General features: G+C 62.3%; 12 protein-coding genes. 4 read left to right on the forward strand and 8 right to left on the reverse strand.

Annotated elements, in window-relative coordinates:
• Positions 1-40: 40 nt before the first annotated feature.
• The 7 genes from RAS12_RS05100 to RAS12_RS05130 form a co-directional block, all read right to left on the reverse strand.
• A complete protein-coding gene (locus RAS12_RS05100) occupies positions 41-1,435 on the reverse strand; it encodes a M20 family metallopeptidase (protein WP_306945763.1) in 1,395 nt (464 codons plus the stop codon).
• The gene (locus RAS12_RS05105; RefSeq protein ID WP_306945766.1) at positions 1,432-2,409 is read right to left on the reverse strand and encodes an ABC transporter ATP-binding protein; all 978 of its coding nucleotides are present in this window, start codon (positions 2,407-2,409) and stop codon (positions 1,432-1,434) included. Before RAS12_RS05105 ends, RAS12_RS05100 begins: the two co-directional genes overlap by 4 nt.
• On the reverse strand, positions 2,406-3,395 hold the full coding sequence (locus RAS12_RS05110) for an ABC transporter ATP-binding protein (RefSeq protein WP_306945768.1): 990 nt from the start codon (positions 3,393-3,395) through the stop codon (positions 2,406-2,408). The genes RAS12_RS05105 and RAS12_RS05110 overlap by 4 nt, the downstream gene beginning before the upstream one ends.
• A gap of 2 nt (positions 3,396-3,397) precedes the next feature.
• The gene (locus RAS12_RS05115) at positions 3,398-4,315 is read right to left on the reverse strand and encodes an ABC transporter permease (protein WP_306945770.1); all 918 of its coding nucleotides are present in this window, start codon (positions 4,313-4,315) and stop codon (positions 3,398-3,400) included.
• Between the two features lies 1 nt (position 4,316).
• Positions 4,317-5,234, reverse strand: coding sequence for an ABC transporter permease (locus RAS12_RS05120; protein ID WP_306945772.1), 918 nt, complete (start codon positions 5,232-5,234; stop codon positions 4,317-4,319).
• A gap of 65 nt (positions 5,235-5,299) precedes the next feature.
• Positions 5,300-6,871, reverse strand: coding sequence for an ABC transporter substrate-binding protein (locus RAS12_RS05125; protein ID WP_306945774.1), 1,572 nt, complete (start codon positions 6,869-6,871; stop codon positions 5,300-5,302).
• A gap of 108 nt (positions 6,872-6,979) precedes the next feature.
• A complete protein-coding gene (locus tag RAS12_RS05130) occupies positions 6,980-7,750 on the reverse strand; it encodes a GntR family transcriptional regulator (protein WP_306951309.1) in 771 nt (256 codons plus the stop codon).
• A 221-nt stretch (positions 7,751-7,971) separates the two neighbouring features.
• Here RAS12_RS05130 and RAS12_RS05135 point away from each other — a divergent pair, with 221 nt between their 5' ends.
• The 3 genes from RAS12_RS05135 to RAS12_RS05145 all read left to right on the forward strand — a co-directional run bounded on the left by RAS12_RS05135 (position 7,972) and on the right by RAS12_RS05145 (position 11,355).
• Complete coding sequence (locus RAS12_RS05135) at positions 7,972-9,168, forward strand: pyridoxal-phosphate-dependent aminotransferase family protein (RefSeq protein WP_306945776.1); 1,197 nt, start codon at positions 7,972-7,974, stop codon at positions 9,166-9,168.
• Between the two features lie 24 nt (positions 9,169-9,192).
• Positions 9,193-10,239, forward strand: a complete 1,047-nt coding sequence (locus tag RAS12_RS05140; protein ID WP_306945779.1) for a serine hydrolase domain-containing protein — start codon at positions 9,193-9,195, stop codon at positions 10,237-10,239.
• Positions 10,240-10,344: 105 nt separating this feature from the next.
• Positions 10,345-11,355, forward strand: coding sequence for an aldo/keto reductase (locus RAS12_RS05145; RefSeq protein ID WP_306945781.1), 1,011 nt, complete (start codon positions 10,345-10,347; stop codon positions 11,353-11,355).
• Between the two features lie 38 nt (positions 11,356-11,393).
• On the opposite strand, the gene RAS12_RS05150 is transcribed toward RAS12_RS05145, so the two are convergent.
• Entirely contained in the window at positions 11,394-11,966 is a 573-nt protein-coding gene (locus RAS12_RS05150) for a TetR/AcrR family transcriptional regulator (protein WP_306945783.1), read from the reverse strand.
• Positions 11,967-12,181: 215 nt separating this feature from the next.
• Here RAS12_RS05150 and RAS12_RS05155 point away from each other — a divergent pair, with 215 nt between their 5' ends.
• Positions 12,182-13,372, forward strand: a complete 1,191-nt coding sequence (locus RAS12_RS05155; RefSeq protein ID WP_371321291.1) for an efflux RND transporter periplasmic adaptor subunit — start codon at positions 12,182-12,184, stop codon at positions 13,370-13,372.
• The last annotated feature ends 17 nt before the right edge of the window (positions 13,373-13,389 follow it).

Below are 13,389 nucleotides of genomic sequence, written 5' to 3' on the forward strand. Positions count from 1 at the left end.
GAGCCAGCTGCGGAGAAAGCGGGCGCGCCCGCTTTGACGCTTAACGCGAGACGGCGGGCGTGCCGCCCGCGCCCAGATCCCAGTACAGCCCGGTCATCAGCCCCAGCGCCTGGCGCAGCAATTCCGGCGGCAGGTGTTCGTTGGGCGCATGTTGCGAGCAGCCGGGGTAGGAGTGCGGCACCCAGATCGTGCGCAGGCCCAGCACATCCGTGAAGATGTCATTGGGCAAGGAGCCGCCCAGGTTGGGCAACAGCGCGGTTTTTTCGCCAGACGTGCGTTCCAGAGAATCCACCGCCCATTGCACCCAGGCGTCATCCGGATCGATGCGCGTGGCGCAGAACATGGATTCCCGCGTGAGCGAAATCTTGACCATCGAAAAGCCGTGCCGATCCAGGTGGCGGCGCAGCGCAGGCAACAGATCCTCGGGGTCCACGCCCACCACAAAGCGCAGCTGGCAACGGGCCCAGGCGCGCGGCGGGATGGCGTTGACGGGCGTTTCCGGGTTGCCGGTTTTATAGGCCAGCACCTCGAACGAACACCAGCCAAACACGCGCTCGGCGGGTGACAGCCCCGGTTCGCCCCAGTCCGGTTCAATCTCGGGGCCGTCCGCGCCGCCATCGACCTGGCAGTCCGCCAGCGCGCGGCGCACTGCGGCGGGCAGCTCGGCGGGTACCCATTCCGAAATACGGATCTGGCCCGTGGGCGATACGATGCTTGATATCGCGTGAGCCAGTTGGATGCCCGGATTGGAGATCAGGCCGCCCCAGTTACCTGAGTGATGGCCACCCTCACGCGCTTCGATGGACAAGTCAAAATTCAGACTGCCGCGCGCGCCTAAAAAAATAGTGGGTCGATTGGCGGACAGGCGCGGACCATCGGATGCAATCAGCAGGTCGGCCGACAGCATCTCGCGGTGTTCGGCGCACAGCTCGCGCAAGCCCATCGATCCGGTTTCTTCACCCATCTCGATCAGGTATTTGGCGTTAAAGCCCAGCTTGCCGCGCGTTTCCAGCACCAGCCGCAGCGCTTCCATATTGATCGTGTGCTGGCCCTTGTTGTCGGCAATGCCGCGGCCATACCAGCGGCCTTCGGCCTCCGTCAGCGCCCAGGGCGTAAGACCTTCTTTCCATTCTTTTTCCAGTCCGCGGATCACGTCGCCGTGACCGTAGCCCAGCACGGTGGGCAGCGCAGCGTCCTCGATGCGTTCGGCGTATAGAAAGGGCGCCAGCGCCTTGGGGTGCGTCAGCGTGCGGCAGGTGAAGCCCAATGCTTCGAACGCCGGACGGATTTCGGTTTCCAGATAGCTGGCCAGTACGGCGGCGCGTTCGGGATTCTGGCTTTCGGTTGGCACCGCCAGCCGGCGAGCCAGCAGCGCGCGGAAGGCGCCCGAATCAAAACAATGTTCCGCTTGGGCGAGGGCTTGCTCACGGGTCATGATGGTTGGGCTCCGTTGGGGGAAGAGGCAGACGGGTACAGGTGGCAGGCCACCACGGATTCGTCGCGCAACGTGAGCGCGGGGCGCTCGGTTTTGCACTGCGCCATGGCGTATTGGCAACGCGGGTGAAAGGGGCAGCCCGGCGGCGGATGCAAGGGGTCTGGAAATGAAAGGCCCAGCCCCATGTCGGGAATGCCCAGACCAGGCTCAGGCGTCAGCACCGAGGCCAGCAGCGCTTGCGTATAGGGATGGCGTGGATCGTGGAACAGTTTTGCGGTGGGCGCGGATTCCACGACGCGGCCTAAGTACATCACGGCCACATCCGTGGCTATGTGTTCCACCACGGCCAGGTTGTGGCTGATGAACACATAAGTCAGGTTGAACTCGCGCCGCAATTCCATCAGCAGATTCATGATCTGCGCCTGCACCGACACGTCCAGCGCCGATGTGGGTTCGTCGCAGATGACGATTTCGGGGTTCATGACCAGTGCGCGCGCAATGGCCACGCGTTGCCGTTGTCCGCCGGACAATTGGCCCGGTGTGTTGTGTGCCAGCCGGGACGGCAGGCCGACCCGTTCAAGCATTTCGATGGCCTTGTGCATCTTGGCGTTGGCAATGCCATGCACTTCCAGCGGCAGCGACACGATGGACGCGATCGAGCGGCGCGGGTTGAGCGATGAATACGGGTCTTGAAATATCGGCTGGACGCGGCGCGCCAGGGCGCGGCGGTCCATCTGACGGATGTCTTGGCCCTCCAGGCGGATGGCTCCGGCGGTGGGCGGCGTCAGGCCCAGCAGCATGCGGGCCAGCGTGGACTTGCCGCAGCCCGATTCGCCGACGATGCCCAACACGGCTCCGCGCTCCACCGCCAGGTCCACGCCATTGACCGCATGCAAGGTGCTGCGCGGCCGGAACATGCCGGAGCGGATGGAAAATTGCCGGCTCACTGCATCGGCTTGCAAAAGCGCGCTCATGCCAGCACTCCTTCTTCATGGCGGATGCAGCGCCATTGCTGCTCTGGCGGATGACCGTAGATGGGGATGGTGTCGCGGCACTGCGGCTGGGCGTAGCGGCAACGATCCACAAAGGCGCAGCCGCGCAGGTCGCCCACCAGCGACGGCACCACGCCGGGTATTGTGCCCAGCGATTCTCCGGGCGGCGTGCGTCCGGGGACGGGGATACAGCCCAGCAAGCCTTGCGTGTACGGATGGCGCGGTGTCGCGAAGATATCGTGAACGGGGCCTTCTTCAACGATCTGGCCCGCATACATCACGGCGACCTGTTGGGCAATGCGCGCCACCACGCCCAGGTCATGGGTGATCAGCACCATGGCGATGCCGAGCTCGGCTTGCAAGTCGGCCAGCAGGCGCAGAATCTGCGCCTGGATGGTCACGTCCAGCGCAGTGCTGGGTTCGTCGGCGATCAGCAATTCCGGGCCGCACATCAGCGCCATCGCGATCATGACGCGCTGGCGCAGGCCGCCCGATAGCTGATGCGGATACTGCGTCAGCCGTTGTCCGGCCGAGGCAATGCCCACCTTTTCCAGCAGCTCAACGGCGCGGTCGCGGGCTTGTTGTTTGCTGGCGTGCAGGTGGTGAATGTAGTGCTCGGTCAGTTGTTCGCCGATGGCGTAAGCGGGGTTGAGCGCCGTCATCGGCTCCTGAAAAATCATGCCCATCTTGCTGCCGCGCAGCGCATTGATCCGCTTGCCGCGTGCGGTCGACAGGTCTTCGCCCAACAGCGCCAGGCGGCGCGTACTGCGTTTGGCAGCACGGGGCAGCAAACCCATGATCGCCAGCGACGTCATCGACTTGCCGCAACCGGATTCGCCCACCAAACACAGCGTTTCGCCGCGCTTGACCTGAAACGACACGTCTCGCACCGCGTGCAATGTGCCGCGCGGGGTGCCGATATCGACGGTCAGTCCTTGCACGTCCAGAACAATTTCCTTGTCGTTCATGGTCAGGCCCTCTCTTCAGGGGTCAGCAGTTGATGCAATCCGTCGCCCGCCAGATTGATCGCAAAGATCAACAGCGCCAGTGCCGAGCCTGGGATGGCAATCAGCCAGAACGAGAAGAACATATAGGCCTTCGCTTCAGAGATCATCAAACCCCACGAGGGCAGCGGCGGTTGCACGCCCAGGCCCAGGAAGGACAGCGAGGCTTCAAGCAGAATGGCACTGGCGGCTTCGAGTGTCGCAATCACAATCAGTTGCGGCACCACGTTGGGCAGCACTTCACCCCACACAATGCGCCAGGTTGACGCGCCAGCGGCTTGCGCTGCGGCCACGTATTCCAGCGAGCGGACCTGCTGCGTGGCGCTGCGCATAACAACGGCGTAGCGGTCCCACTTCAACAGACCCAGCACCAGAATCACTACCCACAAGGACCCGCCCACGATCGCTACGGTAGCCAGCGCCACCAGGATGACCGGCATGGACAGCCGCGTGGTGATCAGGAACGACACGGCCATGTCCACCTTGCCGCCAAAGTAGCCAGCCGCCATGCCCATCGCGGTGCCGATAATCCCGGATATCAGCGCCACGCTGATGCCGATCAACAGAGAAATGCGGGCGCCGTAGAACAGGCGGGACAGATAGTCACGGCCCAACTGGTCAGTGCCCAAAGGATGCAGCCACGTGCCTTTCTCGTACCAGACGGGCGGCACGGTGCGATAGGCCAGATCCTGAAAATAGGGATCGTGTGGAGATATCCAAGGCGCAAACAGCGCAATCAGCATGATGATTGCCAGAATGCCGCCACCGGCCAGCAAGGCTTTGTTGCGGCGCAGGCGGCGCCAGCGCAGCGTCGACGTGGACAGCTCAATGGGAGCGGCTGCGGGCGCGCCCGGTACGGAAGGAATAAGACTAGGCGTGGTCATATCAGGACACCCGGATGCGCGGATCAAGCCACGCGTTGGCGATATCGGCGGCAAGCGTCAGCATCACGTACAGCACGGACAGCAGCAGCACGATCAGCTGCATCACGGGGTAGTCCTTGTACGTAATGCTCTGGTAGGCGAGATACCCCAGGCCGTCCAGCGCGTAGATGGTTTCAATGACCACCGAGCCGCCCAGCAGATACCCCAGTTGCACCGCCGCCAGCGCCACCACGGGCACGATGGCATTGCGCAGCGCATGCTTGAAGATGATCTTGCGGGCCGGCAAACCCTTGGCGCGCGCCGTGCGGATGTAGTCTGCGCCCAGCACTTCAATCATGCCGGCGCGGATCAGACGCATGAAGGCGGGCGCCACGTAGTAGCCCAGCGCAATGGCGGGCATCACGAAATGCTGCCAGGTGCCGCTGCCAGACACGGGCAGCACGCGCAGCGAGATCGAGAAAATCATGATCAGGATCAGCGCAAAGAAAAAGTTCGGTAGCGCTTGTCCCAGCACGGCAATGGCCAGGCAAATGCGGTCGATAAAGCTGCCTTTGTAGATGGCGGCCAGCACGCCCAGCGGAATGGAGATCAACAGCGCAAAGGCCAGCGCGCCCATGCCCAGTTGCAAGGTGGTCTTGAGCTTGGACAGAATCAGCGGCCCCGCTTCGGTCTTGAAGTACACGGATGTGCCGAAGTCGCCTTGCAGAATGTGCCACAGCCAGTCGGCGTATTGCACCGCCAGCGGCCGGTCCAGGCCGTAGGTCTTGCGGATCATGTCAATGTCGGCCTGGCGCGCGCCTTCGCCCGCCAGCGCCAGGGCAGGATCGCCAGACAAATGCAGCAGCAGGAATGCCAGGATCGATACGGTCAGCGCCACCAGCAGCGCCAGGCCCAGGCGCCTGATCGTGAAATACAGCATAGGACTTCCTTATTCGTTTCCGAACGCCGGGCTGGCGGCTGGCCAGCCCGGCGCGACCCTGCGCCTTACTTCCAGCTCATGTCCCAGAAACGGACGAGTTCGTCCGAATAGGGAGCGAAGTTCACGTCTTTGGTGGTGACGTAGTAGGCAGGCAGCGTCCACAACGGCACGGCGTAGGCTTTCTTCGCAATGATGTCCAGCGCTTCCTTGTAGGCGGCGTTGCGCGCGCCGCTTTCAATGGTGTGATCACCCTTGCCGAGCAGGTCGCGCACTTGCGGATCGCGGGTGACGTCGTCGTTGCCGAAGGCAAAGTACACGGGTGTAGATGCAGACACATCGTTGACCAGGTTCGATGCCCAGGTCTGATGGGTCAGTGAAGCCTTGTTGCCGCGGATCATGTCGCGCATGGCGGCGTACTGCAGAAAGTTCAGCTTGGCGCGTATGCCAACGGCTTGCAGATAGTTGATGATGGCTTCTGTCTGGTTGCGTTCCCGATAAGCCACGATGTCGATGTCGAAGCCATTGGGAAAACCGGCTTCGGCCAGCAGCTTTTTCGACAGCGCCGGATCGTACTTATAGGTCTCGATGCCTTCTTGCGTGCAACCAGCCTGCGACGGGGTGCAAATGGTGTTGATGAGGCCGCCGCCATCACCCACGATGTTCTTCAGCATCGATTCGCGGTCGATCGCGTGAATGATGGCTTTGCGCACGCGCTCGTCTTTCAGCTGCGGTGCAGGCGTGCCTTCCTGAATGTTCATTTGCATGAAGACGATGCGCATCGTCTTGCCCGTCACCATCTGCAAGTTAGGCATTCCGCCCAGCTGCTCGGCCTGATCCTTGGGCACGCTCATGATCAGATCTTCGCCGCCCGAGATGACCTCGGCCATTTGCGTCTGGCGGTCAGGGATGAAGCGAATGACGACCTTGCCGATCTTGGGTTGCGCCTTGGGCGAATCCTTGAAGTAGTCGGTGTTGCGTTCCAGGGTGATGGACTTGCCGGGCTGGTAATCAGTGACTTTGTACGGACCCGAGCCGACGGGCTTGGCGTTCATGCCCTTGGGGCCGACTTCCTGGTAATACTTGGCGGGGTGGATGGCCACGGTGGTGGACAGGTATTCCTTAGCGCCCGGGAACGGCTCTTTGGTTGTCAGCCGCACTTTGTACTGATCTATCTTTTCGACCTTGTCGATCCAGGCCACGTTCTGCTGCGTCACGGCCTTGTTCTTCGGGTCCGCCACGTAGTTCAGCGTGTAGACCACGGAATCCGCGTCGAACGGTTCGCCATTGTGGAATTTCACGCCTTCGCGCAGCTCGAATTCCATGGTCTTGTCATCGACCTGTTTCCAGCTCTTGGCCAGCTGCCCCTTGTACTCGTTGGTGACCGGGTCGCGGTACAGCAGCGTGTCCCAGACGTTGGCGGCAATGATGACGCCGATCCGCACGTTGTTGTAGTAGGGGTCTACGCTTTCCGGCGCCTGGTCATAAGCCATGCGCAAGGTGTCGTCCTTCTTGCCTGCGAACACAGGCTGAGAGGCCAGCGTGGCGCAAGCGAGCAGCGCGGCGGCAAGCGCGCGGAGCGGGGTGATGCGGCAGAACGACAACGCGGGTGAGACGGGTGTGAAGCGGCAATCAGCCATGGTGAAGGCTCCTGTGGAAGGCACTACATGTACTGCGTATCCATCATCTCGCTCCGGGCCGCGCCACCCTGGTTCTTATTGTTCTCGTCCGTGCGCTGGGAGGTGAACTCAACCAGTTTCAGACGATTGCACGGCTGCGCGATCCAGGCTTTTCAGCGCGGCCTCGCATTTGCGTTGCAGGTGCTGACGCATGATGCCCGCCAGCCGGTCTGCGTCGCGCGCGTCCAGTGCCTCGGCCATCTCAATGTGTTCGCGCATGGCCAGATCCCATTTCTGCCGGTTTTCGTTCGACACGAAACGCAGGTTCTGGATGCGCGCGTTCTGCGCGTCGTAAAGCTGTTTCAACTGGCTGTTGTGGGAGGCCAGGCTGATCCGTTCGTGGATCTCGCGGTTGGTGCGGAAATACGTGGGCAGGTCATGGCGGGCGTGGCTGGCCATCATTTCGTAGGTCAGTGCGCGGATCTCTGCGATCTCAACATCCGTCGCCCGTTCGCAGGCCAGCCGGCAGGACATGGCTTCCAGCCCGCCAATCACTTCAAACGCTTCGCGGATATTCGTCTCGGACAGCGCCACAACCTGCGCGCCCCGGTTGGGTTCAATCTGCACCAGCCCTTCGGCCGCCAATACCCGGAAAGCTTCGCGCATCGGGGTGCGGGAGACGCCAAGCAAATCGCACAGGGCGCGCTCGTTGAGCCGGGAGCCGGGCGGAAATTCACCTTGAATGATGCGTTCGCGCAGCTGGCCAGCGACAGCGCCCGGCAGCGTGCGGCCGTTGCCAGCGGCGCGTGCGGCCGCTTGCGGCGCGGCGTCCGGCGGGACGCTTTGCGCCGCTGAGTCGTCGGCCGATGCGGCGTGCGCCGCCCCGGCCAGAACTGGCATCAGGCTAGGATTGCTGCTCATTGGTATACCAACGTTTCCCCGTGTTTTTCGAGACTATATACCCGTACCCCGCACTTGAATCATGGGTGCATACCCTAGGTTATCGGCGCAAAAACAATGGGATAGAGTGGCGCATGCCGCAAGTCCACAAAATTGGCAATTGCGGTTTGTCCGCCATGCAACTTCCGTTGGTATACAAAAAATCCACTTTGGGGCCACGCATGCTTTCCCTGAATAAACACCCGTCCGGCCGGCATTTTCTGCAAATTCCCGGTCCGACCAATGTGCCTGACCGCGTCCTGCGCGCCATCGACCAGCCCACCATCGATCACCGGGGGCCGGAGTTCGGGGCACTCGGTCTGGCGGTGCTGGCGGGGGTAAAGCAGGTCTTTCAGACTCAAGGGCCCGTTGTGATTTTTCCGTCCTCGGGCACTGGGGCTTGGGAAGCCGCGCTGGTCAATACGCTGTCGCCGGGCGATCGGGTGCTGATGGTGGAGACCGGCCATTTCGCCAGTCTCTGGCAAAAGCTGGCGGGCCGCTTGGGCCTGGACGTCGATTATGTGGCGGGTGACTGGCGGCATCCGGTGGACGCCGCTGTCATCGGCGCGCGTTTGGCCGAAGACACGCAGCATCGCATCAAGGCGGTGTGCGTGGTGCATAACGAAACCTCCACGGGCGTCACCAGTGATATTGCGGCGGTGCGTGCCGCAATCGACCGTGCTGCGCATCCGGCGCTGCTGATGGTGGACACGATTTCGTCCCTGGGGTCGGTGGATTACCGGCACGATGAATGGGGCGTGGACGTGACGGTCGCCGGTTCGCAAAAGGGCCTGATGCTGCCGCCCGGCCTCGCGTTCAACGCGGTCAGCGAGCGGGCGCTGGCCGCCACCGAACAGGCGCGTTTGCCTCGGTCGTATTGGGACTGGCGCGAGATGCTGACCTCCAATGCCAAGGGCTATTTTCCGTACACGCCGTCCACCAATATGCTGTACGGCTTGCATGAGGCCTTGGCCATGCTGCAAGAGGAAGGTCTGGCGCGCGTGTTTGCGCGTCATGAACGGCATGCGCAAGCAACTCGGCTGGCGGTGGCGGGCTGGGGGCTGGAGCTGCTGAGTCTGGACCCGTCCGCCCACAGCCCCGCGTTGACGGCGGTGTTGATGCCCGAAGGACACAGCGCTGATGCGCTGCGCCGCGTGATTCTGGACCGCTTCGATATGTCTCTGGGGCAGGGCCTGGGCAAGCTGACCGACCGCGTGTTCCGCATCGGCCACCTGGGCCACTTTAACGATCTGACCTTGTGCGGCACGCTGGCTGGCGTGGAAATGGGTCTGGCCGCTGCGGCAGTTCCGCATCGCAAGGGCGGCCTGCAAGCCGCCATGGAATTTCTGGCCCAAACGCCCGACGGCGCGGCGGCCTGAGTCGCAACTACAAAGAGGGAAATAATGAATACGCTTATGCAGCAGGCGATCCAATTCGCCAATGATCACGAATCGGCTTGGGACCGCAGCGTCAAGGGTGTGTTTGGCGTGCACCTGAATGATCCGCCGCCATGGAACCGCCTGTTGGGTCCGATCCATGACCGTGGTCCGGTGTCCGGCGTGGTGGTGGTGGACGGCAAGACTGTTGCGTCCTGGGGCGAACCCGAACGCGCGGACCTGACGTTCAGCGTAGCCAAGATGTATCTGGCAATTCTGGCCGGCGTCGCGCACGACCGCGGTCTGTTGCCCGATGTGGACGAACCCGTGGGCAAGCGCGTGCCGGGCATTGGTTTCGACGAAGGCCAGAACGCCCAGATCACGTGGCGTCAGCTGTTGCAGCAGACGAGCGAATGGGAAGGCGAACGCTTTGGCGTGTCGGATCAGGCGGACCGCTATCGCGCGGTCACGTTTGGCGTGCCGCCCGACGGCAAGAAGGGCGATGCGCGTCCTTTGCAAACTCCCGGCACGTACTGGGAATACAACGATGTGCGGATCAACCAGCTGTCTTATGCGCTGCTGCATCTGTTCCGCAAGCCTTTGCCCGACGTCTTCCGCGAAGCCGTGACGCGTCCCATAGGCGCCAGCGAAGATTGGCAGTGGGTGGGTTATGACACCGCGTGGGTCGAGATTGATGGCCAGCGCATGCCGTCCGTGCCCGGCGGCTCGCATTGGGGCGGCGGCATGTCCATCAGCGCCCGCGATCAGGCGCTGATCGGCCAAATGCTGTTGAATGATGGCCAGGCCAATGGCAAACAGATCCTGTCTCGCGAATGGATCAAAGCGATGCGCACGCCGTGCGATATCGCGCCGTACTACGGGTACCTGATCTGGCTGAACCACGAAGGCCGCGTGTTTCCCAGCGTGCCTGCGTCGAGCTTCTTTGGCGTGGGTGCGGGCAGTTCGTTTACCTGGGTCGAGCCGGAACGCAAGATGGTGGTGATTGTGCGCTGGCTCAACAGCGCGCATGCCGATGCGCTCTTCGGCAAGATTCTGGCGGCGGTGGATGCGTAGTGAATTTTGCGGCGTGTCAGGGTTTTTCGGGCAACATATACCGTTTGCCCGCCAGCCGCACGGCGGGCATCTCTGACATCCGCATCCGCTAAAGGGAATCGAATCATGAACTACCGCCGACTGGGAACCAGCAACCTACGGGTATCGCCGCTATGTCTGGGCACCATGATGTTTGGAGAACAAACGCCTGATGCCGAGGCCGCCAGCATTGTGGCGTCGGCGCGGGATCATGGTTTGAATTTCATTGATACGGCTGACGTCTATAACGAAGGCCGTTCGGAAGAGGTGGTGGGCAAGCTGCTGAAAGGGCAGCGCCACGATTGGGTGCTTGCCAGCAAGATTGGCAACCCGGTCGGCAAAGGCCCGAACCAGGCGCATTATTCGCGCCAATGGCTGATGCGTGGCGTGGAGCAAAGCCTGTCCCGCATGGATACGGATTTCATGGATATCCTGTATCTGCATCGCGATTATCACGAAGAAAATCTGGAAGAGGCGCTGTGGGCATTGGGCGATCTGATCCGCGCTGGCAAGCTGCGTAGTTTTGGCCTGTCGAATTTCCGCGGCTGGCGCATTGCCGAAGTCATGCGCCTGTGCGAAAAAATGGGTGTGCCGCAGCCGGTCGTGTGCCAGCCGTACTACAACATGCTCAATCGCGGCCCGGAAGTCGAAATCCTGCCGGCGTGCAAGCACTACGGCCTGGGCGTTGTGCCTTACAGCCCCATTGCGCGCGGCGTGTTGACGGGCAAGTACCTGCCGGGCCAGGCGCCCGCGGCGGACACGCGTGCCGGGCGCGGCGACCGCCGCATTCTGGCTACCGAGTTCCGTGAAGAATCCCTGCAGATCGCGCAGCAACTGGTGCAGCACAGCGCCACGCGCGGCGTGCAGCCAGGCCACTTCGCCACCGCCTGGGTGCTGGCCAACCCAGTCATTAGTGCCGTCATCGCCGGACCGCGCACGCTGGCGCAGATGGATGATTACTACGCGGCGCTAGACGTGAAGATCACGCCCGAAGACGAATCCATTGTGGATGGCTGGGTCACCCCCGGCCATGCGTCGACCCACGGTTATAACGATCCCAACTATCCGTTCTTCGGACGCCCGGTGGCAGTCGCCTGAAGGTCATCGGGCCCGGATCACGGCACGCAGGAAACCGGTCAGCTCTTCGCCGGCGCCTGCTCCGCTGCGATGCCATGCAGCATCATCTGTTCGGCCACCAGGGCAATGCCCAGCCGGGCGACGCGTCCGCGCCGCTCGGCGTCCACCATGCTGGTGATCACCGCGATCAATAGCTCTGTCAAGGCGGCCGCCGTGATGTCCACGCGGAATTCGCCTTCACGTTGTCCGCGCAGAAAAAACGCATCCAGCGTTTCTTGGTAACCCGACCAACTGTTCATGATGTCGGGTTCAAGCTCGGTGTCGGGCCTCCAGTTGTAGATCAGAAAAGCCGTCAACTCCTTGTGCGCCAGATGCTGTTCGATCAGGCTGCGCAGGGCGTCACGCGGAGGCGCGGATGACAGATTCGAGTCCGCCAGCGCCTGCTTCATCACATGGGCGCAATGCGTCATCAGCCGCACGACCAACTGGTCCCGCGTCTGACAGAAGCGGTAGAGCGTGGCCTTGCTGACGCCGACGGCTTTGGCCAGTTCCTGCAACGTTGCGCGGGGCTGGTCCACCATTGCCAGCGCCAGCGCCACCAACATCCGTTCGTGCCCTACATCCTCAGACATTTCCCGTCCCCATTTTGTATTGGAAGTCCATGACCATGATTGAATCATGGTTGCTTCAATTTGCGCAAAGGTCCATCAATTTGGCAAGTAAAGACTTGTGAAGATCAATATTGCCGCTTAACAGTTTCAGGTGAATCATTATTGATTCAAAACAGTCATTAAGGTAGCATCAGCGTCTTATTGAGTTCAGTCGCCGCGGGCGGGGGTATCAAATGATGTTTGAACAAGCTAGGCGGCGGCTGCCCCTGACGGTGTTGTTGACGGCCATTTTGCTGGCGGGCTGCGGGGGCGAACAAGAAGCGCACTCGCAAGCGGCCGAACCCCGCCCGGTGCAGGTGCTTGCGGTTCAGCCAGAGCGCTTTGCGCTATCCAGCTCGCTGCCGGGCCGGGTAGAACCCATGCGGGTGGCCGAGGTTCGGGCGCGGGTGGCGGGCATTGTGCTTAGCCGCAACTTCGAAGAAGGCGCCGATGTGAAGGCGGGTGATGTGCTGTTCCGCATTGATCCGGCGCCGTTCAAAACGGCTTTGTCGCGTGCGCAAGGTGAATTGGCCAAGGCCGATGCCGCCGTGTCTGACGCACAGGCCATCGTTCGCCGCTATGCGCCGCTGGTCAAGATCGAAGCCGTCAGCCAACAGGATTTCGACACTGCCAACACCACGTTAAAGAGTGCCCAGGCGGCGCGCCGTTCGGCGCAAGCCGACGTGGAAACCGCGCAGCTGAATCTGGATTACGCCACCGTCAAAGCGCCGATCTCTGGCCGTATCGGCCGGGCGCAAGTGACTGAAGGCGCGCTGGTGGGGCAGAACGAAGCCACCGTCATGGCAAAGATTCAGCAGCTGGACCCGGTCTATGTGGACTTCAATCAGCCGGTGGCCGACATGTTGCGCATGCGCGCAGCGATGCAAGACGGCAGCCTGGGGGCAAGCGAAGGCGCCAACATTTCCATCACTATCGACGGCACCGACAAGAAGCGTGATGGCCGTCTGCTGTTTTCGGACATCGCCGTGGATCGCACCACAGGCCAGGTGGCCGTACGCGGTGAATTCGCCAATTCCGACATCTTGCTGCTGCCCGGTATGTACGTGCGCGTGCTGACGCGGCAGGGCGTGGACCCCGCAGCTATCCTGGTGCCGCAGCGCGCCGTCACGCGCAGCACCGACGGCAAGCCCCAGGTGCTGGTGGTTGGGCAGGACGATGTGGTGGAAACGCGCGCCGTGCAAACCGGCACGATGCGGGGCGCCGACTGGCACATTGTGGAAGGTCTGACGCCGGGAGACCGCGTCATTGTTGGTGGCGTCAATGCCGCCGTGCCGGGGCAGAAAGTCAGCGTGACTTCTGCGCCGCAGAACAAGGTGGCGGCTGCCAAGGATGCCGCCGCCCCTGCCGCAACCCATGCCGCGAACTAAGCGGACGGCCACGCGCC

Source organism: Achromobacter seleniivolatilans, from assembly GCF_030864005.1.
Classification (GTDB): domain Bacteria; phylum Pseudomonadota; class Gammaproteobacteria; order Burkholderiales; family Burkholderiaceae_B; genus Achromobacter; species Achromobacter seleniivolatilans.

Excerpts from the sequence above, each read along its gene's own strand:
- RAS12_RS05100 (WP_306945763.1), bottom strand. The coding sequence starts at position 1,435 with ATGACCCGTGAGCAAGCCCTCGCCCAAGCGGAACATTGTTTTGATTCG.
- RAS12_RS05105 (WP_306945766.1), bottom strand. The coding sequence starts at position 2,409 with ATGAGCGCGCTTTTGCAAGCCGATGCAGTGAGCCGGCAATTTTCCATC.
- RAS12_RS05110 (WP_306945768.1), bottom strand. The coding sequence starts at position 3,395 with ATGAACGACAAGGAAATTGTTCTGGACGTGCAAGGACTGACCGTCGAT.
- RAS12_RS05115 (WP_306945770.1), bottom strand. The coding sequence starts at position 4,315 with ATGACCACGCCTAGTCTTATTCCTTCCGTACCGGGCGCGCCCGCAGCC.
- RAS12_RS05120 (WP_306945772.1), bottom strand. The coding sequence starts at position 5,234 with ATGCTGTATTTCACGATCAGGCGCCTGGGCCTGGCGCTGCTGGTGGCG.
- RAS12_RS05125 (WP_306945774.1), bottom strand. The coding sequence starts at position 6,871 with ATGGCTGATTGCCGCTTCACACCCGTCTCACCCGCGTTGTCGTTCTGC.
- RAS12_RS05130 (WP_306951309.1), bottom strand. The coding sequence starts at position 7,750 with ATGCCAGTTCTGGCCGGGGCGGCGCACGCCGCATCGGCCGACGACTCA.
- RAS12_RS05135 (WP_306945776.1), top strand. The coding sequence starts at position 7,972 with ATGCTTTCCCTGAATAAACACCCGTCCGGCCGGCATTTTCTGCAAATT.
- RAS12_RS05140 (WP_306945779.1), top strand. The coding sequence starts at position 9,193 with ATGAATACGCTTATGCAGCAGGCGATCCAATTCGCCAATGATCACGAA.
- RAS12_RS05145 (WP_306945781.1), top strand. The coding sequence starts at position 10,345 with ATGAACTACCGCCGACTGGGAACCAGCAACCTACGGGTATCGCCGCTA.
- RAS12_RS05150 (WP_306945783.1), bottom strand. The coding sequence starts at position 11,966 with ATGTCTGAGGATGTAGGGCACGAACGGATGTTGGTGGCGCTGGCGCTG.
- RAS12_RS05155 (WP_371321291.1), top strand. The coding sequence starts at position 12,182 with ATGTTTGAACAAGCTAGGCGGCGGCTGCCCCTGACGGTGTTGTTGACG.